Source organism: Pseudomonas aphyarum, from assembly GCF_028657055.1.
GTDB lineage: Bacteria > Pseudomonadota > Gammaproteobacteria > Pseudomonadales > Pseudomonadaceae > Aquipseudomonas > Aquipseudomonas aphyarum.
Genome location: NZ_JAMDGS010000007.1, coordinates 1 through 22,095, shown reverse-complemented (window position 1 = coordinate 22,095; position 22,095 = coordinate 1). Strand labels below are relative to the sequence as shown.

General features: G+C 60.3%; 19 protein-coding genes. 5 read left to right on the top strand and 14 right to left on the bottom strand.

Features of this window, described 5'->3' with window-relative positions; translation table 11 throughout:
• Positions 1-13: 13 nt before the first annotated feature.
• Entirely contained in the window at positions 14-766 is a 753-nt protein-coding gene (gene cobA / locus M5G18_RS10535) for a uroporphyrinogen-III C-methyltransferase (RefSeq protein WP_273898375.1), read from the top strand.
• Positions 767-841: 75 nt separating this feature from the next.
• Here the strand turns inward: cobA and M5G18_RS10530 are convergent, their stop codons facing one another.
• The 8 genes from M5G18_RS10530 to ppsA form a co-directional block, all read right to left on the bottom strand.
• A complete protein-coding gene (locus tag M5G18_RS10530; RefSeq protein WP_207985518.1) occupies positions 842-1,876 on the bottom strand; it encodes an OmpA family protein in 1,035 nt (344 codons plus the stop codon).
• Positions 1,877-1,983: 107 nt separating this feature from the next.
• The gene (sigX, locus tag M5G18_RS10525) at positions 1,984-2,574 is read right to left on the bottom strand and encodes an RNA polymerase sigma factor SigX (protein ID WP_011333251.1); all 591 of its coding nucleotides are present in this window, start codon (positions 2,572-2,574) and stop codon (positions 1,984-1,986) included.
• A gap of 90 nt (positions 2,575-2,664) precedes the next feature.
• A complete protein-coding gene (locus M5G18_RS10520; RefSeq protein ID WP_007951987.1) occupies positions 2,665-3,489 on the bottom strand; it encodes a mechanosensitive ion channel family protein in 825 nt (274 codons plus the stop codon).
• A gap of 2 nt (positions 3,490-3,491) precedes the next feature.
• Positions 3,492-3,740 carry a hypothetical protein gene (locus M5G18_RS10515; RefSeq protein ID WP_007951986.1) on the bottom strand — a complete coding sequence of 83 codons (249 nt, stop codon included), beginning with the start codon at positions 3,738-3,740 and terminating at the stop codon, positions 3,492-3,494.
• 63 nt (positions 3,741-3,803) lie between these two features.
• A complete protein-coding gene (locus M5G18_RS10510) occupies positions 3,804-4,799 on the bottom strand; it encodes a zinc transporter ZntB (RefSeq protein WP_007951985.1) in 996 nt (331 codons plus the stop codon).
• A 24-nt stretch (positions 4,800-4,823) separates the two neighbouring features.
• Positions 4,824-5,315 carry a ribonuclease E activity regulator RraA gene (gene rraA, locus M5G18_RS10505; protein WP_273898374.1) on the bottom strand — a complete coding sequence of 164 codons (492 nt, stop codon included), beginning with the start codon at positions 5,313-5,315 and terminating at the stop codon, positions 4,824-4,826.
• A gap of 226 nt (positions 5,316-5,541) precedes the next feature.
• Positions 5,542-6,531 carry an alpha/beta fold hydrolase gene (locus tag M5G18_RS10500; RefSeq protein WP_007951983.1) on the bottom strand — a complete coding sequence of 330 codons (990 nt, stop codon included), beginning with the start codon at positions 6,529-6,531 and terminating at the stop codon, positions 5,542-5,544.
• Between the two features lie 98 nt (positions 6,532-6,629).
• A complete protein-coding gene (ppsA, locus tag M5G18_RS10495; RefSeq protein ID WP_258713127.1) occupies positions 6,630-9,005 on the bottom strand; it encodes a phosphoenolpyruvate synthase in 2,376 nt (791 codons plus the stop codon).
• A gap of 174 nt (positions 9,006-9,179) precedes the next feature.
• On the opposite strand from ppsA, the gene ppsR reads away from it, so the two are divergent.
• Positions 9,180-9,998, top strand: coding sequence for a posphoenolpyruvate synthetase regulatory kinase/phosphorylase PpsR (gene ppsR, locus M5G18_RS10490; RefSeq protein ID WP_007951980.1), 819 nt, complete (start codon positions 9,180-9,182; stop codon positions 9,996-9,998).
• Here ppsR and prpD read toward each other — a convergent pair.
• The 6 genes from prpD to M5G18_RS10460 form a co-directional block, all read right to left on the bottom strand.
• Positions 9,991-11,475 (bottom strand): 2-methylcitrate dehydratase, encoded by a 1,485-nt coding sequence (prpD, locus tag M5G18_RS10485; RefSeq protein WP_273898372.1) that lies wholly within the window; start codon positions 11,473-11,475, stop codon positions 9,991-9,993. The genes ppsR and prpD overlap by 8 nt on opposite strands.
• Positions 11,476-11,913: 438 nt before the next feature.
• Positions 11,914-13,104: a 2-methylaconitate cis-trans isomerase PrpF gene (gene prpF, locus M5G18_RS10480; protein WP_273900351.1), complete on the bottom strand. Its 1,191-nt coding sequence runs from the start codon at positions 13,102-13,104 to the stop codon at positions 11,914-11,916.
• A 55-nt stretch (positions 13,105-13,159) separates the two neighbouring features.
• Complete coding sequence (acnD, locus tag M5G18_RS10475; RefSeq protein ID WP_273900350.1) at positions 13,160-15,754, bottom strand: Fe/S-dependent 2-methylisocitrate dehydratase AcnD; 2,595 nt, start codon at positions 15,752-15,754, stop codon at positions 13,160-13,162.
• 61 nt (positions 15,755-15,815) lie between these two features.
• On the bottom strand, positions 15,816-16,943 hold the full coding sequence (gene prpC / locus M5G18_RS10470; RefSeq protein ID WP_102686934.1) for a bifunctional 2-methylcitrate synthase/citrate synthase: 1,128 nt from the start codon (positions 16,941-16,943) through the stop codon (positions 15,816-15,818).
• 43 nt (positions 16,944-16,986) lie between these two features.
• Positions 16,987-17,877: a methylisocitrate lyase gene (gene prpB / locus M5G18_RS10465; protein WP_007951973.1), complete on the bottom strand. Its 891-nt coding sequence runs from the start codon at positions 17,875-17,877 to the stop codon at positions 16,987-16,989.
• The gene (locus M5G18_RS10460) at positions 17,874-18,596 is read right to left on the bottom strand and encodes a GntR family transcriptional regulator (protein ID WP_173892848.1); all 723 of its coding nucleotides are present in this window, start codon (positions 18,594-18,596) and stop codon (positions 17,874-17,876) included. The genes prpB and M5G18_RS10460 overlap by 4 nt, the downstream gene beginning before the upstream one ends.
• Positions 18,597-18,896: 300 nt before the next feature.
• Here M5G18_RS10460 and rloA point away from each other — a divergent pair, with 300 nt between their 5' ends.
• Genes rloA through M5G18_RS10445 form a run of 3 tightly spaced genes read left to right on the top strand, consistent with a single transcriptional unit; the run spans position 18,897 to position 21,960 of the window.
• Positions 18,897-19,433, top strand: coding sequence for a retropepsin-like aspartic peptidase RloA (gene rloA / locus M5G18_RS10455; protein ID WP_011333239.1), 537 nt, complete (start codon positions 18,897-18,899; stop codon positions 19,431-19,433).
• A 5-nt stretch (positions 19,434-19,438) separates the two neighbouring features.
• The gene (gene rloB / locus M5G18_RS10450) at positions 19,439-20,974 is read left to right on the top strand and encodes an osmotic stress tolerance membrane protein RloB (protein ID WP_007951967.1); all 1,536 of its coding nucleotides are present in this window, start codon (positions 19,439-19,441) and stop codon (positions 20,972-20,974) included.
• Entirely contained in the window at positions 20,974-21,960 is a 987-nt protein-coding gene (locus M5G18_RS10445; protein ID WP_273900349.1) for an alpha-L-glutamate ligase-like protein, read from the top strand. The genes rloB and M5G18_RS10445 overlap by 1 nt, the downstream gene beginning before the upstream one ends.
• The last annotated feature ends 135 nt before the right edge of the window (positions 21,961-22,095 follow it).

Here is a 22,095-nt window from a genome sequence, read left to right as displayed (position 1 = left end):
AGAGGAAAACACCATGAACGCGAAAGTCTGGCTGGTGGGCGCGGGCCCCGGTGATCCTGAATTGCTGACGCTCAAAGCAGTGCGTGCCTTGCGCGAAGCCGAGGTGGTGCTGATCGACGATCTGGTCAATGAGGCGGTACTTGAGCACTGCCCTGCTGCGCGAATCATTGCCGTCGGCAAACGCGGCGGCTGCCGTTCGACGCCCCAGGCGTTCATCCATCGGCTGATGCTGCGTTATGCCCGTCAGGGCAAATGCGTGGTGCGGCTCAAGGGCGGCGATCCGTGCATTTTCGGGCGTGGAGGTGAGGAAGCGCAGTGGTTGCGTGAGCGCGGGGTCGAGGTGGAACTGGTCAATGGCATCACCGCCGGACTGGCCGGCGCGACCCAGTGTGATATTCCGCTGACGTTACGCGGCGTGGCCCGGGGCGTGACGCTGGTCACGGCCCACACCCAGGACGACAGCCAGTTGAACTGGCGGGCGCTGGCGCAAGGCGGGACGACGCTGGTGATTTACATGGGGGTGGCGAAGCTCGGCGAGATTCGCGAGCAGCTGTTGGCTGGGGGGATGGCGGCGGAGACGCCGGTGGCGATGATCGAGAACGCTTCATTGCCAGAGCAACGCGAATGCCGCAGTGATCTGACAGCGATGGAAGACGATGCCCTTGGTTTCCAGCTCAAGAGCCCTGCGATTCTGGTTATAGGCGCCGTCGCAGCAGCGGCGACGCAGGTCGATTCGATTGGCTGGGCAGCCGATCGCCTGGCCTGACATTCTCTGGTTTCATCAAATCGCAGGCAAAGAAAAGCCCGGCCTAAGCCGGGCTTTTCTCGGAGCGGCAGCTAATTACTTAGCTTGAGCTTCAACCTGCGCTTCTACGCGACGGTTAACAGCACGGCCAGCTTCAGTTTTGTTGTCAGCAACTGGACGGGTTTCGCCGTAGCCAACAGAGTCAACGCGGGACGATTCAACACCGTACTGGTTGGTCAGAACTTGCTTAACGGCGTTTGCACGACGCTCGGACAGTTTCTGGTTGTAAGCGTCAGGACCGACGGAGTCAGTGTGACCTTCAACAGTGGTGCGAGTCGATGGGTACTGCTTCATGAAGTCAGCCAGGTTTTTGATGTCGCCGTAGCTGTTTGGCTTCACAACCGACTTGTCGAAGTCGAACTTGACGTCCAGCTCAACGCGAACAACTTCAGCAACTGCCGGGCAGCCATCAGCGTCAACAGTTACGTTGGCTGGGGTGTCTGGGCACTTGTCAACGTTGTCGCAAACGCCGTCGTTGTCGCTGTCGGAGCAGACTTCAGCTGGTGCTGGAACTGGAGCAGCAGCAGGCTTGGAGCCGCCACCGAAGTTCACACCGATACCGACGCTAGGAGCCCACTCGGTGTCGCCCTGGTCGATGTTGTATTGAGCTTCAACGCCAGCACGGGCGTAGAAGTTCTCGGTGAAGTACAGCTTGGCACCGCCGCCAACGTTGGCGAAGGTAGAACGGTTACGACCGCCAGTGCCGTTCTGACCGATGCTCTGATCGGAGAAACCAGCCGATACGTATGGACGCAGCATGTCGCCTGGGTTGTTGAAGTGGTACAGAGCGTCCAGAGCGGTGTTGGCGCCCTTGATGTTACGACCGTCGTCGGAACGCACGTTGTGCACTTCGTCGTAGCCCAGACGCAGTTCAACGTCGTCGGTCAGGAAGTAACCGATCGAGCCGCCGAACAGGTTGCCGTTGTTCTTGAAGTTACGAGCGCTGTCGAATTGTTCTTTCTTTGCGAAGCCTTCGATTTCAACTGCGCCTTGGCCTTGTGCCAGAGCGCCGAACGAAGTGGCGGCAATCAAAGAACCAATGGCCAAGCCCAAGGTGTTTTTCAGTTTCATCCGTTAAATCCCCATCTGGTGATTGTGAAGCAGTCCCGCAAACCGGGGGACAACTCGGCGGCAAGTCTATCAGAACTTGCCTACACGTAAGAGATATTTGCGCCGAACTAAGTTTCAGCAATGCCTGCAAATTTCTCACGCAATTTATCAAGAGCGCGTTTGTAACGCATTTTTGTCGCACTCAAACCCATGTGCATGATGTCTGCGATCTCCTGGAATTCCAGCTCTGCGACAAATCGTAGCACCAGAATTTCCCGATCAATCGGGTTCACATACACCAGCCAGCGATCCAGTCCGCCCTTCTCCTCGGGTTTCGGCGCCTTTTCTTCGGACGCTTCCTCGAGGGGGTCAAGACTCAGTGCGTCCATCAAGCGACGCTTTCGCCGTTCCTTCCGATACTGTGTGATGCATTCGTTGTAAGTGATGCTATATAGCCATGTCTTGAACTTCGATTTCCCCTCGAAGTTCTTCAGGCCATACAGCACCTTCAACATCACTTCCTGACAGACATCGTCTGCGTCGCGATCGTTCCCGAGATAACGCGCACAAACGTTAAATAATGTTCGCTGGTAACGCCGCATCAATTCTTCATACGCGCGCGTCACGTGAAAAAGCTCGGTATGCGAGCGCGCGACCAACTCCTCATCAGAGAGCTCGCGGGGGTCGTAGCGCGTGGATAGCGTTTGGGCTTTATTCAAAACAAGTCGTGCCGACAGTCAGGTCAATGTCCACCGCAGCCAGCGACAGCTGGCATTTTGCGGCGGCATACATTAGCAGGGTTTGCCGGGTTAGCGGCTACTCACATGCTGCTCCAGCAGGATCCGATTGGAGAGAGAGACTAGCTCACCCTCATCGGTCAGCAATGTGGTCTTAACCGTGCCGATCTCTTCGATCTGGCCTTCGACCTCGCCAATACGCACTTGTTGCCCAACCTGATACAACTCACGCACATAGATTCCCGCAAGAATCTGACCGGCAATTTCCCGGCTTCCCAAACCCATGGCCAGCGCAACCGCCAGACCAACGGTAATCAATACGATGACGATCACATGGTTCAGCAGGTCGGTCTTGACCTCCAGCTGGCTGATCGCGACCGAGATGCTGATGATGATCACCAGGCCCTGGGCAATTCGCCCAAGCCCTGAAGCGTAGTCCAGGCCTACGCCTTCTGCCGCCCCGCGAACCAGGCCATTGGCCAGTTGCGCGAGCAGGACACCCACCAGCAACACCAGCGCGGCACCGAACACTTTCGGTAAATACAGCGCGAGCATGTCAAGCGTAGCCGAAACTCGCTCAAGTCCAAGGGATTCTGCCGCAGAAACCAGAAAAATGAGCAGAACGAACCAATACACGATTTTTCCGATCAAGGTCGAGATCGGTACTTGCAGCCCCGCGCGGGACATCAATTTGGTCAGGCCGGTGCCGCCCATCAGGCGATCGAGGCCCAGTTTGGCCAGCAATTTGGACAGCAAGGTGTCCAGCAGCTTGGCCACGACAAAACCCAACAGCAGCACAACCAGTGCGCCGAACAGGTTCGGAATGAAGTTAGCGACTTTGGTCCACAACGCAGTCATTGCAGTGACGAGGCTCTGAGTCCAGAGATCAAGTTCCATATTCAATCAGCCTTATCAGCAGTGCGAGCGGTAGGTTTACGGAGACGGGAGACCGGCGCGACATGGGCCGAGCCGTTATTAAGGGCGATCATCAGCGCGGGCAGCCAGCGGCCCAGCAGGCTGAACAGATCGCCGGCGCCAACCTGGCGGTTGGCGGTTTTGAGTACGCGGCCCAGACAGGCATCGTCGTCGCGGCTGGACGGCGAGGCGTTGAGCATGTCGCGCAAAGACTGTTCAAACGGATCGTGCATACGCACCTCTCGTGATGTCTGTGAAAGACGCGGGCAAATTTGGTCGGGTCACATGGCGCATCTTCATACCCAGCGCAAACGGCGGAACAACCACCATTGCCCGAACGCCAGGGCGAGCACCGTCAGGCAGGCGATCAGGAAACCATAAGGGCTGCTCGCGAACGGAATGCCGCCGACATTGATGCCCAGCAGACCGGTAAGAAAACTCATCGGCAAAAAGATGCAGGTGATGATCCCGAAGCGATACATCGTGCGATTCATGCGCACGCTCAAACGCCGGTCTTCGGCCTCCAGCACAAGCCCCACGCGCTCTCGGGTCAATTCGAGCTCTTCGAGATAACGGGTCAGGCTGTTGTTCAATTCGTTCCAGTAATCGGCATCGTCATCGACGAACCACGGCAGTTTTATCCGCGTCAGCTGTCCGAAAATATCCCGCTGCGGTGCCAGAAAACGCTTCAGCCCGGCAGCCCGGCGACGGATGTGCAAAATGGCACCATGCTCGGGGGTATACCGTTCGTCGGCATCCAGTTTTTCTTCCTCTTCATCGACCACTTCGGAGAGGCAAGTCACCAGATCCTGCACCTTGTTGGTGAGGAATTGCGCCAGATAAAGCATCAGCTCGGACGAGGTTTTCGGCCCCTTGCCCTCGCCCAGCATCACCAGCAACTCGTCGGTGGCGCGCAATGGACGCAAGCGCAGGGAAATCACCCGCTGGGCCGAAGCGAAAATCCGCACCGACACCATGTCTTCCGGCTCGGCGCCGGGGTTGAGATTGACCCCGCGCAAAAACAGCAGCAGCTCGGAATCCGGCAGCGGCAACAGGCGTGGGCGGGTATTTTCTTCCAGCAGCAGATCGCAGGTGAACTCGTTGAGCCCACTGGATTTGCGCAGCCAGGTCTGGGTCTGCGGGTGACTGCGATCCCAGTGCAACCACAGGCTTTCATGAGCCTGCAGCTGCAGATCGTCGAGATCAGTCCGGGCTATCGAACGCGCACCGCCTTTACCGTCCAGCACCAGGGCATGCACCAGCCCCCATTGCGCGTTTTCTTCCTCGAACATCCTCACCCCTGTGGTTACCGCGATTTATTCAGGCATTTTCAGCGGACTTGGCGAGATGATCACGCCATTGTTGTCCGCATAGATGTACTGGCCGGGATGGAAAGTGACACCCGCGAAGGTCACCGGCACGTTGAGGTCGCCAAGACCGCGCTTTTCAGTCTTCTTCGGATGGCTGGCCAGCGCCTGAACGCCGAGATCGGTCTGGGCAATGACGTCCACATCACGGATGCAGCCGTAAATCACCAGCCCTTCCCAACCGTTTTTTGCGGCTTTGTCGGCGATCATGTCGCCCAGCAGTGCGCAGCGCAGAGAGCCACCGCCATCAACCACCAATACTTTGCCGTTACCCTTGAGTTCAGCTTGTTCCTTGACCAGCGAGTTGTCTTCGAAGCACTTGATGGTCACGATCTCGCCGCCGAACGAATCACGGCCACCGAAATTGCTGAACATCGGTTCCAGCACCTGAACCAGCTCCGGATAGGCGTCGCACAGGTCAGGCGTAAGGTAATGGTTCATCGAAAAACTCCTGTAACAAGGAAGACGATCAAGGATGTCGCACTCTTTTGAAACGAGTTCCGGCGGTCGCTGTTTACCTTAGCCCATGTCATGGTCGCTGAACGAACCTGAACACAAGCTGAAACGTAATAGCGAAACAGTCACTAAATATGACCAGAACCGTCCAATGCGTCATATCTTAGCCGCAAGCCGACCCGAACGAAATGCCCTTTTCAGGGCGCCTCGCTCAGACCGCTGCCGCCAGATCCGGCTTCTCGCCGAGCAATGGCGTGTGCTGATCCGCCAGCCAACGCGCCACCAGCGGCCAGACCTCAGCCTGCGCCGCCTTGCTGACCAGCATCTCGACATGCCCGAACTGATCGTTGAAACCCTGCTCACGGCCCAGGTTGATGAACTGCTTGTGCTCGGAACCAATCTGTTCGAACAGCTTCTGGCACGCCCAGGCCGGATCCTGATGATCACCCGCCGCGCTCACTGCCAGCACCGGCACCTGCACGTCGGCAAGGCCTGCCCACCAATCCTTGTCCTTGTCGCCGAAACGACCGAACAGCCCGTACCAGCGCATGCTTTCCAGCGCCAGGCCGATCGGCTCGTCCTCGGGGCCGCGCTTGAGCCGCGAGCCGGACAACTGGGCAAAACGCTTGAGAATGAAGCGCCCGCTCCACTCCACCGGTGGAATCTTCAGCGGCCAGTACGTGCGACTGACCTGGGTGCCGAAAAACGCTGCCGACGCCACCGCCGGCTCACCGAGGTATTCGCCGCCCAGCGCGGCCGCCAACGTGATGCCACCCAGCGAGTGGCCGATCCAGTGCGGAATCTGCCCGCTCTGCTCACGGACGAACGCGGCAATCGCCGGCAGATCGTAACGGGCATAGTCGGCGACGCGGTTGCGGCGGTAGTCCTCGTTGCGCTGGGACAAACCGTGACCGCGCATTTCCGGGATCCACACATCGAAGCCCAGTCGCGTCAGATACGCGCCCAGGCCCAGGCCCTTCGGCGAAAACCAGAAGCGCCGGTTGGAAAAACTGCCGTGCAGCAAGATCACCGGCACGCCGCGCGACGCCGGCTCATCCGCCATGCCGAGACGGGTCACCGCGATTTCCACGGACCAGTCAGGGCTGTTGCCCGGTTTCAAACGGTAAACGTCTTCGCTCAGATCACCGCGTCGTTCGGCGCTGATCAGGGCGACAGGAAATAGGTTGCTGCTGCTTTGCATAATGCTCTTGCACAAAAAAGGGCGGCATCCGGAGAGCTCGCCCTACTTCAATCTTAAAGCCCCGACCCGGTTCAACGGGCCGGGGCTTCATTCACGGCTTATTCCGCCGCCTGGCCTTCGGCAAGGAAGAACCAGGTTTCCAGCACGGTGTCCGGGTTCAGCGACACGCTTTCGATGCCCTGCTCCATCAGCCACTTGGCCAGGTCCGGGTGGTCCGAAGGACCCTGACCGCAGATGCCGATGTACTTGCCGGCCTTGTTGCACGCCGCAATCGCGTTGGCCAGCAGCTTCTTGACCGCCGGATTACGCTCGTCGAACAGGTGCGCGATGATCCCGGAGTCACGGTCCAGACCCAGTGTCAGCTGAGTCAGGTCGTTGGAGCCGATCGAGAAACCGTCGAAGAATTCGAGGAACTCTTCAGCCAGGATCGCGTTGGATGGCAGTTCGCACATCATGATCACGCGCAGACCGTTGTCGCCACGGGCCAGGCCGTTTTCGGCGAGCAGATCCACCACCTGGCTGGCTTCGCCGAGGGTACGCACGAACGGCACCATGATTTCGACGTTGGTCAGGCCCATCTCGTTGCGCACGCGTTTCAGCGCACGGCACTCGAGTTCGAAGCAGTCACGGAACGATTCGCTGATGTAACGCGAAGCGCCACGGAAGCCCAGCATCGGGTTCTCTTCTTCCGGCTCGTACAGCTTGCCGCCGATCAGGTTGGCGTATTCATTGGACTTGAAGTCCGACAGACGCACGATGACCTTCTTCGGTGCGAACGCAGCGGCCAGGGTGCTGATGCCTTCAACCAGTTTCTCGACATAGAAGCCGACCGGATCGTCGTAACCGGCGATGCGCTTGTCGACGCTTTCCTTGATGTCCTGCGGCAGGCCGTCGTAGTTCAACAGCGCTTTCGGGTGCACGCCGATCATGCGGTTGATGATGAATTCCAGACGGGCCAGGCCCACACCGGCGTTCGGCAGCTGCGCGAAGTCGAAGGCGCGGTCCGGGTTGCCGACGTTCATCATGATTTTGAACGGCAGCTCCGGCATGGCGTCGACGGAGTTCTTCTTGATGTCGAAGCCCAGTTCGCCTTCGAAGATGTAGCCGGTGTCGCCTTCGGCGCAGGACACGGTCACGCCCTGGCCATCCTTCAGCAGTTGGGTGGCGTTGCCGCAACCGACGACTGCAGGAATACCCAGCTCACGAGCAATGATCGCCGCGTGGCAGGTACGGCCGCCACGGTTGGTGACGATGGCGCTGGCGCGCTTCATGACCGGTTCCCAGTCCGGGTCGGTCATGTCGGAGACCAGTACGTCGCCCGGCTGGACCTTGTCCATCTCGGAGACGTCCTTGATGATCCGCACCTTGCCGGCGCCGATGCGCTGGCCGATGGCACGACCTTCCACCAGCACGGTGCCGGTTTCTTTCAGCAGGTAACGTTCCATGACGTTGGCCTGAGTGCGGCTCTTCACGGTTTCCGGACGGGCCTGCACGATGTACAGCTTGCCGTCGTCACCGTCTTTGGCCCACTCGATGTCCATCGGGCAGCCGTAGTGCTTCTCGATGATCATCGCCTGCTTGGCCAGTTCGCTGACTTCAGCGTCGGTCAGGCAGAAACGCGCGCGCTCGGCCTTGTCGACATCAACGGTTTTCACGGAACGACCGGCCTTGGCCTCGTCGCCGTAGATCATCTTGATGGCCTTGCTGCCCAGGTTGCGACGCAGGATCGCCGGACGACCGGCTGCCAGCGTGCCCTTGTGGACATAGAATTCGTCCGGGTTCACCGCGCCTTGTACGACGGTTTCGCCCAGGCCGTAGGCGCCGGTGATGAACACCACGTCACGGAAGCCGGATTCGGTATCAAGGGTGAACATCACGCCGGCGGTGCCGGTTTCCGAACGCACCATGCGCTGCACGCCGGCCGACAGGGCGACCAGTTTGTGGTCGAAGCCCTGGTGGACGCGGTAGGAAATGGCACGGTCGTTGAACAGGGAAGCGAACACTTCCTTGGCCGCGCGGATGACGTTTTCCACGCCACGGATGTTCAGGAAGGTTTCCTGCTGACCGGCGAACGATGCGTCCGGCAAGTCTTCGGCGGTGGCGGAGGAACGCACGGCCACGGCCACGTCAGGATTGCCGGCCGACAGCGCGGCGAACGCGGTGCGGATCTCGGCATTCAGTTTTTCAGGGAATTCGGCTTCCATGATCCATTGGCGGATCTGGGCGCCGGTCTTGGCCAGGGCATTGACGTCATCGACGTCCAGCGCATCGAGGGCCTTGTGGATCTGATCGTTCAGACCGCTCAGTTCCAGGAAGTCGCGATAGGCTTGCGCCGTGGTGGCGAAGCCGCCGGGGACCGAAACACCGGCACCGGCCAGGTTACTGATCATCTCGCCCAGGGATGCGTTCTTGCCCCCCACATGCTCAACATCGTGTTTGCCGAGCTTATCGAGGGAAACTACGTACTCTACCAAGGTGATCTCTCCACTAACTGTGTTGGAAAAGCTCAGAAACCGGCGGCTCGGGGGAGCGTTGGCCGGCTGTATGGCCTGGACCTGGAAAATAAGTGAGAATGCGGGCCAATGGCGGCCGGCAAATCGCGCCTATCATATCCAAGATTCGTCACTAGCTTAAGGCCCAAGGTGCAAATGAAACGATCTGCTTTCTTTATCTCCGATGGCACCGGCATCACCGCCGAAACCCTGGGTCAAAGCCTTCTGGCGCAGTTCGAAAACATTACCTTCAGCAAATTCACGCGCCCGTACATCGACAGCGTTGAAAAAGCGCGGGCCATGGTACAACAAATCAACAAAGCCGCTGAAACCGACGGTTTCCGGCCGATCATCTTCGACACCATCGTCAATCAGGACATTCGTGAGATTCTCGCAACCTCCAATGGTTTCATGATCGACATCTTCTCGACGTTCCTCGCCCCGCTCGAGCAGGAACTGACCGAGCATTCTTCCTACACCGTCGGCAAGTCCCACTCCATCGGTCACAACTCCAATTACATGGAGCGGATCGAGGCGGTGAACTTCGCCCTCGACAACGACGACGGCGCCCGCACCCACTATTACGACAAGGCCGATCTGATACTAGTGGGCGTGTCGCGTTGTGGTAAGACGCCGACGTGCCTGTACATGGCGATGCAGTTCGGCATCCGCGCGGCCAATTACCCGCTGACCGAAGACGACATGGAACGCCTGCAACTGCCGGCCGCCCTGCGCGCCCACCAGCACAAACTGTTCGGCCTGACCATCGACCCGGACCGCCTTACCGCGATCCGCAACGAACGCAAGCCCAACAGCCGTTATTCGAGCTACGCCCAGTGCGAGTTCGAGGTGCGCGAAGTAGAAAACCTGTTCCGCCGCGAGAACATCCCGAACATCAACTCCACGCATTTCTCCGTTGAAGAAATCTCCGCGAAGATCCTCGTGGAAAAAGGCGTGGAGCGGCGCTTCAAATAACCAATAAATCCATAAACCGGTTCACCGGCGTGGCTTCAAGCCGCGCCTGATCCTTGCACAGCGCCAGAATCTCCCCGCTGCGCTGCCCGGTGAACCGGGTAGCCAGGTTCGCCCTGAACTTGTCCTCCAGCAATGGAATGCCCTCAGCGCGGCGCCGGCGATGCCCGATCGGGTATTCCACCACCACGTTTTCCGTGCTCGAACCGTCCTTGAAAAACACCTGCACCGCGTTGGCAATCGAGCGTTTGTCGGCCTCCAGGTATTCGCGGGTAAAGCGCGGATCCTCGACGATGACCATTTTCTCGCGCAGCACATCGATGACCGGATGGGCCTTGTGGAAATCGTCCTCGTACTGCTCGGCCACCAGATTGCCGAACGCCAGCGGCACGGCGGTCATGTACTGCAGGCAGTGATCACGGTCGGCGGCGTTGGCCAGCGGCCCGACCTTGGAAATGATGCGGATCGCCGATTCGTGGGTGGTGATGACGATCCGGTCGATTTCATGCAGACGATTGCGCACTTGCGGGTGCAGGGTTACGGCGGCTTCGCAGGCGGTTTGCGCGTGGAACTCTGCCGGGAAGCTGATCTTGAACAGCACGTTTTCCATCACATAACTGCCGAACGGCCGCGAGAAGCTGAAGGCGCGTTTCTCTTCAGGCTTGAGCGCCAGATCGTTGTTGGTGTGGCTGAACAATACGTCGTAAAAGCCCCATTGTTTGGCACTCAAGACGCCGGGAATGCCCATTTCGCCGCGCATCGCGATATCCGCCAGCCGCACGCCCCGGCTCGATGCATCCCCTGCCGCCCAGGATTTTCGCGAACCGGCGTTCGGCGCATGCCGGTACGTGCGCAACGCCTGACCGTCGGCGAACGCATGGGACAACGCCGATAACAGCTGCTCACGGTTGGCGCCCATCAGTTTGGCGGTCACGGCAGTCGATGCGACTTTCACCAGAATGACGTGGTCGAGGCCTACGCGATTGAAGGAGTTTTCCAGCGCGATCACGCCCTGGATTTCGTGGGCCATGATCATGACTTCGAGTACATCGCGCACGGTCAGAGGCGCTTCACCATTGGCCAGACGCTTTTGCGACAGGTGATCGGCCACCGCGAGAATCCCGCCGAGGTTGTCCGACGGATGCCCCCATTCGGCGGCGAGCCAGGTGTCGTTGTAATCGAGCCAGCGCACGATGCAGCCGATGTCCCACGCGGCTTTTACCGGGTCTAGGCGATAGGAGGTGCCAGGTACTCGGGCGCCGAAGGGGACGACGGTGCCTTCGACGATGGGGCCAAGGTGCTTGGTACATTCGGGGAAACGCAAGGCCAGCAGGCCGCAGCCCAGGGTGTCCATCAGGCAGTTGCGGGCGGTGTCGAGGGCTTCGGCGGATTCGATCTTGTAGGTGAGGACGTAATCGGCGATGTCCTCCAGGACACGGTCGTAGTCGGGGCGGTTGTTCAGGTCGACGTTGGCGCTCATTGCGGTTCTCCTTGGTGGGGAATGATGAGTGGTGGGGTCTTCCTCAGGGGCTGGGTGGTTTTTTTGTCTAGAGCAGATCGTGGGTGTCTGCATTGGGGGGGTCGTCAGTTGGATTGTTGCCCTCACCCTAGCCCTCTCCCGGAGGGAGAGGGAACCGATCGGGGGATATTCAAGCGTTACGCCGACCTGAAAGTGCTTTGCCGAATCCATAATCGCCACGCTTTTTCAGGTCGATGTATCCCGCAAGACACCTCGGTCAGCTCCCTCTCCCTCCGGGAGAGGGGACCGAATGGGGGATGTTCAAGCGTTAAACCGACCTGAAAGTGCTTTGCCGAATCCATAATCGCCACGATTTTTCAGGTCGATGTCTGACGCCAGACACCTCGGTCAGCTCCCTCTCCCTCCGGGAGAGGGCTGGGGTGAGGGCTTGTTTTGAAGTTAGAACGAGTCGCCAGGTACGCGGACGTAACCTTCCATCAGGACGCGTGCACTGCGGCTCATGATCGCTTTCTTCACGATCCACTCACCGTTTTCCAAGCTGGCCTCAGCCCCGACACGCAACGTCCCGGACGGATGCCCAAAGCGCACAGCATTCCTCTCCACACCACCCGCCGCCAGATTCACCAATGTGCCCGAGATGGCTGCCGCCGTGCCAATCGCCACCGCCGCCGTCCCCATCATCGCGTGGTGCAACTTGCCCATCGACAACGCCCGCACCAGCAAATCCACATCCCCGGCGCCAATCGCCTTGCCGCTGGACGCCACGTAATCCGCAGGTTTGGCAACAAACGCCACCTTCGGTGTGTGCTGACGCTTGGCCGCTTCATCCAGACTGGAAATCAGCCCCATGCGCAGCGCGCCATAAGCACGAATGGTCTCGAACATCTGCAACGCTTTCGGATCGCTGTTGATCGCGCTCTGCAGTTCGGTGCCGGTGTAACCGATGTCTTCGGCGTTGACGAAGATCGTCGGGATCCCCGCGTTGATCATGGTCGCCTTGAACGTGCCGACGCCCGGTACTTCCAGCTCGTCGATCAGGTTGCCGGTGGGAAACATCGAGCCACCGCCGCCCTCTTCTTCCGCCGCCGGATCCATGAATTCGACCTGGACTTCGGCGGCTGGAAAGGTCACGCCGTCGAGTTCGAAATCACCGGTTTCCTGGACTTCGCCATTGGTGATCGGCACGTGGGCGATGATCGTTTTGCCGATGTTGGCCTGCCACACGCGAACCACCGCTACGCCGTTGTGCGGAATGCGGCTGGCGTCCACCAGACCGTTGCTGATGGCAAACGAGCCTACTGCCGCCGACAGGTTGCCGCAGTTGCCGCTCCAGTCCACGAACGGCTTGTCGATGGACACCTGACCGAACAGGTAATCGACGTCGTGATCGGCCTTGATGCTCTTCGACAGGATCACGGTTTTGCTGGTGCTCGACGTGGCGCCGCCCATGCCGTCGATCTGCTTGTCGTAGGGGTCGGGACTGCCGATCACTCGCAGCAATAAAGCATCGCGGGTCGGGCCGGGAATCTGCGCCGCTTCGGGCAGATCCTTGAGGCTGAAAAACACGCCTTTGCTGGTGCCGCCACGCATGTAGGTGGCGGGGATTTTGATCTGTGGTGCGTGAGCCATGAGTGCTCCTTAATGAAGGCATGGGACTTGAAGTCCCATGCCCACATCAGTTGATTTAAACGGCAACCGCCGACTCTTCGAGGAAGTCCTGAGCGAAGCGCTGCAACACGCCGCCGGCCTCGTAGATCGACACTTCTTCAGCGGTATCGAGGCGGCAGGTCACCGGCACATCGACGCGTTCACCGTTCTTGCGATGGATCACCAGCGTCAGGTCGGCGCGCGGCGTGCGCTCACCAATCACGTCGTAGGTTTCGCTGCCGTCGATGCCCAGGGTCTTGCGGTCGGTGCCCGGTTTGAACTCAAGCGGCAACACGCCCATGCCCACCAGGTTGGTGCGGTGAATGCGCTCGAAACCTTCGGCGGCAATCGCTTCCACACCCGCCAGACGCACGCCTTTGGCCGCCCAGTCACGGGACGAGCCCTGGCCGTAGTCGGCGCCGGCGATGATGATCAGCGGCTGCTTGCGTTCCATGTAGGTTTCGATGGCTTCCCACATGCGCATCACTTTGCCTTCCGGCTCCACACGGGCCAGCGAACCCTGTTTGACCTTGCTGTTTTCCACGACCATTTCGTTGAACAGTTTCGGGTTGGCAAACGTCGCGCGCTGCGCGGTCAAGTGGTCGCCACGGTGGGTCGCGTAAGAGTTGAAATCCTCTTCCGGCAGGCCCATTTTCGCCAGGTATTCGCCGGCGGCGCTGTCGAGCATGATCGCGTTCGATGGCGACAGGTGATCGGTGGTGATGTTGTCCGGCAGCACCGCCAGCGGGCGCATGCCCTTGAGCGGACGTGCCCCGGCCAGCGCGCCTTCCCAGTACGGCGGACGGCGGATGTAGGTGCTCATTTCGCGCCAGTCGTACAGCGGCGTGACTTTCGGGCCGGTGTCTTCATGGATGGCGAACATCGGGATATAGACCTGACGGAACTGCTCGGGCTTGACCGAGGATTTCACCACTGCGTCGATTTCTTCGTCGCTCGGCCAGATGTCCTTCAGGCGGATTTCCTTGCCATCGACCACGCCGAGCACGTCTTTTTCAATGTCGAAACGGATGGTGCCGGCAATCGCGTAAGCCACCACCAGCGGCGGCGAAGCGAGGAACGCCTGCTTGGCGTACGGGTGAATCCGGCCGTCGAAGTTGCGGTTACCGGACAGCACAGCGGTCGCATACAGATCGCGGTCGATGATCTCTTGTTGAATCACCGGGTCCAGCGCGCCGGACATGCCGTTGCAGGTGGTGCAGGCAAACGCGACGACGCCAAAACCGAGCTGCTCCAGCTCCGTTGTCAGCCCCGCTTCATCGAGGTACAGCGCCACGGTTTTCGAGCCCGGCGCCAGCGACGACTTGACCCACGGCTTGCGGGTCAGCCCGAGCTTGTTGGCGTTGCGCGCCAGCAGGCCGGCGGCGATCACGTTGCGCGGGTTGCTGGTGTTGGTGCAACTGGTGATGGCGGCGATGATCACCGCGCCGTCGGGCATTTGGCCGGGCACGTCTTCCCATTTCCCGGAGATGCCTTTGGCCGCCAGATCCGACACCGCCACGCGAGCGTGCGGGTTGCTCGGGCCGGCCATGTTGCGCACCACCGAAGACAGATCGAAGGTCAGGCCGCGCTCGTATTGCGCGCCTTTCAGGCTGTCGGCCCAAAGACCGATCTGCTTGGCGTATTGCTCGACGAGCTGCACTTGCTGGTCTTCGCGACCGGTGAGTTTCAGGTAATCGATGGTCTGCTGGTCGATGTAGAACATCGCCGCCGTGGCGCCGTATTCCGGGGCCATGTTGGAGATGGTCGCGCGGTCGCCGAGGGTCAGCGCGGAAGCGCCTTCGCCGAAGAACTCCAGCCACGCGCCGACCACTTTCTGTTTGCGCAGGTATTCGGTCAGCGCCAGCACCATGTCGGTGGCGGTGATGCCCGGTTGCAGCTTGCCGGTCAGTTCGACGCCGACGCTTTCCGGCAGACGCATCCACGACGCGCGGCCGAGCATCACGCTCTCGGCTTCAAGCCCACCGACACCGATGGCGATCACGCCCAGCGCATCGACGTGCGGGGTGTGGCTGTCGGTGCCGACGCAGGTGTCAGGGAACGCCACGCCGTCGCGCACCTGAATCACCGGAGACATTTTCTCCAGGTTGATCTGGTGCATGATGCCGTTGCCCGGCGGGATCACGTCGACGTTCTTGAACGCCTTTTTGGTCCAGTTGATGAAGTGGAAACGGTCTTCGTTGCGACGGTCTTCGATGGCGCGGTTCTTCTCGAACGCCTGGGCGTCAAAACCGCCCGCCTCCACTGCCAGCGAGTGATCGACGATCAGTTGCGTCGGCACCACCGGGTTGACCTGCGCTGGGTCGCCGCCCTGCTGGGCAATCGCGTCGCGCAGGCCGGCCAGATCCACCAGCGCGGTCTGGCCGAGAATGTCGTGGCACACCACGCGGGCCGGGAACCACGGGAAGTCGAGATCGCGTTTGCGCTCGATCAGTTGTTTCAGGGAATCGGTGAGCGTGGCCGGGTCGCAGCGACGCACGAGGTTTTCCGCCAGCACGCGAGAGGTGTACGGCAGGGTGTCGTAGCTGCCCGGCTGGATCGCATCGACAGCCGCGCGGACGTCGAAAAAGTCCAGCGGCGTGCCGGGCAGGTTCTTGCGAAATTCTGTGTTCATCGGTCAGGACTCGGTCACGGTAGTTTCAAAGAGGGGGCGCCTGTGCCGGCGCCCTCCCCGGTCAGCGCTGGTCGATTGGCACGAACTTGCGCTGTTCGACGCCGGTGTACTCGGCGCTTGGACGGATGATGCGGTTGTTGGCGCGCTGTTCGAACACGTGCGCCGCCCAGCCGGTCAGGCGCGAGCAGACGAAGATCGGGGTGAACAGCTTGGTCGGGATGCCCATGAAGTGGTACGCCGAGGCATGGTAGAAGTCGGCGTTGGGGAACAGTTTCTTTTGCTCCCACATGGTCTTGTCGATGGCTTCCGAAACCGCGAACAACACCTTGTCGCCCACTTCGTCGGCGAGTTTTTTCGACCAGCCCTTGATCACCTCGTTACGCGGATCGCTGTCCTTATAGATCGCGTGGCCGAAGCCCATGATCTTGTCCTTGCGCTCGAGCATGCCGAGGGTGCCTTTGATCGCCTCTTCCGGCGACGAGAAGCGCTCGATCATTTCCATCGCCGCTTCATTGGCGCCACCGTGCAGCGGGCCGCGCAGCGAACCGATGGCCGCCGTGACGCAGGAATACAGATCGGACAGGGTCGAAGCGCACACCCGAGCGGTGAAGGTCGAGGCGTTGAATTCGTGCTCCGCGTAGAGGATCAGCGACACGTTCATCACTTTGACGTGCAGTTCGCTCGGCTTCTTGTCGTGCAGCAGGTGCAGGAAGTGGCCACCGATGGACTGCTCGTCAGTCACGCAGTTGATGCGTTTGCCGTCGTGGCTGAAGCGATACCAGTAGCACATGATCGCCGGGAACGCGGCCAGCAGGCGGTCGGTCTTGTCGCGTTGCTCGGAGAAGTCTTTCTCCGGCTCGATGTTGCCGAGGAACGAGCAACCGGTGCGCATCACGTCCATCGGGTGGGCGTCGGCGGGGATGCGTTCCAGCACTTCTTTCAGCGCTTGCGGCAGGTCGCGCAGCTTGCTCAGCTTGCCTTGATAGTCGGCGAGTTGCGCTTTGGTCGGCAGCTCTCCGTAGAGCAGCAGGTACGCCACTTCTTCAAATTGTGCGTCTGCCGCCAGTTCGCGCACGTCGTAGCCGCGATAGGTCAGCCCGGCACCGGCCTGGCCCACGGTGGACAGTGCGGTTTGCCCGGCAACCTGGCCCCGGAGCCCGGCGCCACTGAGTACTTTTGCTTCGGCCATTGTTGTCTCCAATCTTGAATTTATTAGGGAGTACGGTTGCGGCTTACTTCTTCGCCGCAAACAACGCGTCGAGCTTCTGCTCGAAGGTGTGGTAATCGATGCGATCGTAGAGCTCCATGCGAGTCTGCATGGTGTCGATGACATTCTGCTGAGTGCCGTCGCGGCGGATCGCGGTGTAGACGTTTTCCGCCGCCTTGTTCATCGCACGGAACGCCGACAGCGGATACAGCACCAGCGACACGTCGGCGCCGGCCAACTGCTCGGTGGTGTACAGCGGCGTCGAGCCGAATTCGGTGATGTTGGCCAGGATCGGCGCTTTCACGCGGCTGGCGAACAGCTTGTACATCTCAAGCTCCGTGATGGCTTCCGGGAAGATCATGTCGGCGCCGGCCTCGATGCACGCAGCGGCGCGATCCAGTGCCGATTCCAGGCCTTCAACGGCCAACGCGTCGGTGCGGGCCATGATCACGAAGCTGTCGTCGGTGCGGGCATCGACGGCAGCCTTGATGCGGTCGACCATTTCCTGCTGGGTCACGATCTCTTTGTTCGGACGGTGGCCGCAGCGTTTGGCGCCGACCTGGTCTTCGATGTGAATCGCTGCTGCGCCGAACTTGATCATCGACTTGACGGTGCGGGCCACGTTGAACGCCGAGGCGCCGAAACCGGTGTCCACGTCCACCAGCAGCGGCAGGTCGCAGACGTCGGTGATGCGGCGCACGTCGGTCAGCACGTCATCCAGGCCGGTGATGCCCAGGTCCGGCACGCCGAGGGAGCCGGCAGCCACCCCGCCACCCGACAGGTAGATCGCCTTGAAACCGGCGCGCTTGGCCAGCAGCGCGTGGTTGGCGTTGATCGCCCCGACCACTTGCAGCGGATGTTCGCTGGCGACCGCATCGCGGAAACGCTGGCCTGGAGTGCTCTTGTTGGAACTCATGACTCACCTCGTTCAGTGGCTGTCTTATTGTCGGCGCCGTCCTGGTAGTGACGGGCGATGTTGCGTTTCGAGGCGCCGATGTGACGGCGCATCAACAATTCCGCGAGCTCGCCGTCACGGTCGGCGATGGCATCGAGAATCCGGTGGTGTTCGGCAAAGGCCTGGCGCGGGCGGTTGGGCGTGGTGGAAAACTGGATGCGGTACATGCGCACCAGTTGATAGAGCTCGCCGCAGAGCATTTGCGTGAGGGTGCGGTTGCCGCTGCCCTGGATGATCCGGTAGTGAAAGTCGAAATCGCCTTCCTGCTGGTAGTAGCCGACGCCGGCCTGGAACGCCGCATCACGCTCGTGGGTTTCCAGCACCCGGCGCAGTTCGTCGATTTCTTCGACGCTCATGCGTTCGGCCGCCAGACGGCAGGCCATGCCTTCGAGGGATTCGCGGATTTCGTAGAGTTCGAGCAATTCGGCGTGGCTCAGCGACACCACCCGCGCACCGACGTGCGGTACGCGCACCAGCAGGCGCTGGCCTTCCAGCCGGTGGATCGCCTCGCGCAGCGGCCCGCGGCTGATGCCGTAGGTGCGCGCCAGTTCCGGCTCGGAGATCTTGCTGCCCGGGGCGATCTCGCCTTTGACGATGGCCGCCTGGATGCGCCGGAAGACGTTTTCCGAGAGCGTCTCGGAATCATCACCGTTGATCACCGGGGGATCGAGTTGATCCAGCATATTGTCGACACCTTCAAATCCAATGCGGCAAAAACTAGCGAATCAGCCAGCTTCAGTCAAAGGATAAATGGATATTGTCGACAATCGTCTAATAAGCCTTGGTATCAGCCCCAAGGGTTATAGACCGGTCCCGGCGCTGGCGCCATAAAACCACCGTGCTAGAATGCCGCCCGCATTTGCGAGTCATTTGCACGGCTTGTCATAAAAAGCTGATAGGCACACGAAGGCGCATGGGCAGACAGGATTTCCTGATGCCATGGCCCTGAACCGAGAACGGAACGCTGCTCGCCAGGATTTATGAGACTCAAGCCCTTCCCCACATTCTTTGCACTGTTTTGCCTGCCCGGCCTCGCTGCGGCGGGGGAAAAGACCGTGTACGGCCTCAACGAATACGCTGCCCTCGACGGGATCAACCTGGAAGTGGCGGCGAAACTCGACACCGGGGCGAAAACCGCCTCCCTGAGCGCCCGCGACATCAAACGCTTCAAACGCAACGGCGAGTCCTGGGTACGTTTCTACCTGGCCATCGACGCCGCGCATTCGCACCCGATCGAACGGCCGCTGGCCCGGGTCAGCAAGATCAAGCGCCGCGCCGGCGACTACGATCCGGAAGAAGGCAAGAAGTACACCGCCCGCCCGGTGATCGAGCTGGACATCTGCATGGGTTCGGCAATGCGCAGCATCGAAGTGAACCTGACCGACCGTAGTGCGTTCCAATACCCGCTTTTGATCGGCTCCGAGGCGCTGAAACGCTTCGATGCGCTGGTCGATCCCAGTCTTAAATACGCTGCCGGCAAACCCGCCTGCGCCATCGCCGCTCATACCGCCGAGTAATTTCCATGCGTTCTCTAACCTTCCACCTGAAAGTCCTGATCACCATCCTGGTGTTGCTGGGCGTTTCGGTTACGGCCTATCAGATTTTCGTGCTCGGCATTCCAGTGACCGAAGACGCCACCGACGACCTGTGGAACATCGACGCCAAGGTCGAGTTCGTCGCCAGCACCAAGGATCCGGTCAAGATCCAGATGTTCGTGCCGCCCCTGAGCCGGGATTACGTCAGCCTCAATGAAAGCTTCATCTCCAATAACTACGGGGTGGCGGTCAACCGCGTCGACGGCAACCGCAAGGTCACCTGGTCGGCGCGCCGGGCCAAGGGCAACCAGACGCTTTATTACCGTCTGGTGCTGACCAAGCGTTACACCGCTGAAAAAACCAAGATCAAAGGCCCGACCTTCCGCGACAGCATGGCCATCGAAGGCCCGGAAAAGATCGCCGCCGAAGCCCTGCTCGCCCCGATCCGCCAGCATTCGGCCGACGTCGAAACCTTCATCGGCGAAGCGATCAAACGCGTCAACAACGTCAACGACGACAACGTGAAACTGCTGCTGGCCGGCGATCCGTCGACGCCGCACAAGGCGAAAATCGTCGAGCTGCTGCTGTCCATCGCCCACGTGCCGGTGGAAAAGGTCCACACCATCCGCCTCGTCGCCGATCAACCGCAAACTCCGGAACTGTGGCTGCGCAGCTTCAACGGCACCGACTGGCTGTACTTCAACCCGGAAACCGGCGAGCAAGGCCTGCCGACCGACCGCCTGCTGTGGTGGAGCGGTGATGAAAACCTGATCACCGTCGACGGCGGCAAAAAGGCTAACGTGACCTTCAGCCTGAACAACAGCGAGATGAACGCGATTCGTCTGGCCAAGCTGACCGACGAAAACACCGACGCCAACTTCCTCGAATACTCGCTGTACGGCCTGCCGCTGCAAACCCAGCAGACCTTCATGATCATGGTGATGATCCCGATCGGCGTGCTGGTGATCCTGATCCTGCGCAACCTGATCGGCCTGCAGACCCTCGGCACGTTCACGCCGGTGCTGATCGCCCTGGCCTTCCGCGAGACGCAGCTGGGCTTCGGCATCCTGCTGTTTACCGTGATCACCGCGCTCGGGTTATCGCTGCGCTCGTACCTGGAACATCTGAAGCTGCAAATGCTGCCGCGCCTGTCGGTGGTGCTGACCTTCGTGGTGGTGCTGATTGCGGCGATCAGTCTGTTCAGCCACAAGCTCGGTCTGGAGCGTGGTCTGTCGGTGGCGCTGTTCCCGATGGTGATTCTGACCATGACCATCGAACGCCTGTCGATCACCTGGGAAGAACGCGGCGCCAGCCATGCCATGAAAGTAGCGATCGGCACGCTGTTCGCGGCCTCCCTGGCGCACCTGATCATGACCGTTCCGGAGCTGGTGTACTTCGTGTTCACCTTCCCGGCGATCCTGTTGATCCTGGTGGGCTTCATGCTGGCCATGGGTCGCTATCGCGGTTATCGCCTGACTGAACTCGTTCGTTTCAAGGCTTTCCTGAAGAAGGCTGACGCCTGATGTTCGGTTTCTGGAAGACCTGGAAGGCCCTGGAAGCCCGGGGCATCATGGGCATCAATCGGCGCAACGCGGACTACGTGCTCAAGTACAACAAGCGCAGCCTGTACCCGATTGTCGATGACAAGATCATCACCAAGGAACGCGCGATCAAGGCCGGCATTCACGTGCCGGAACTGTATGGCGTGATTTCCACGGAGAAGGAAATCGACAAGCTCGGCGAGATCATCGGCGGGCGCAACGACTTCGTGATCAAGCCGGCCCAGGGCGCGGGCGGTGACGGCATCATCGTGGTCGCCGACCGCTTCGAGGGCCGGTATCGCACGGTGTCGGGCAAGATCATTGCCCACGAAGAGCTGGAGCATCACATTTCCAGCATCCTCACCGGCCTGTATTCGCTGGGCGGCCACCGTGATCGGGCGCTGATCGAATACCGGGTGACCCCGGACCAGATCTTCAAAAGCATCAGCTACGAAGGCGTGCCGGACATCCGCATCATCGTGCTGATGGGTTACCCGGTGATGGCGATGCTGCGGCTGCCGACCCGTCAATCCGGCGGCAAGGCCAACCTGCACCAGGGCGCCATCGGCGTCGGCGTCGACCTGGCCACCGGCCTTACTTTGCGCGGCACCTGGCTGAACAACATCATCACCAAACACCCGGACACCACCAACGCGGTGGACGGCGTGCAACTGCCCTACTGGGACGGTTTCATGAAGCTCGCCGCCGGTTGCTATGAGCTGTGTGGTTTGGGTTACATCGGCGTGGACATGGTGCTGGACCAGGAAAAAGGCCCGCTGATTTTGGAGCTGAATGCGCGGCCGGGGCTGAATATCCAGATTGCCAATGATTGTGGGCTGACGTTGCGCACCCATGCGGTGGAAGCGCATCTGGAAGAGCTGAAGGCGCGTGGGGTGACGGAGTCGGTTGAAGAGCGGGTGGCGTTTGCTCAGGAGTTGTTTGGGCATATTCCTGGTGTTGAAGGCTGAAGCTTAGAAGCTAAAAGCACCCTCACCCCAGCCCTCTCCCGGAGGGAGAGGGAGCCGACCGAGTTGAATATTCGAGTTACATCGACCTGAATGACCGAGTCGAACTCAGGACTTGAAAAGCCCCCGATCTGCTCC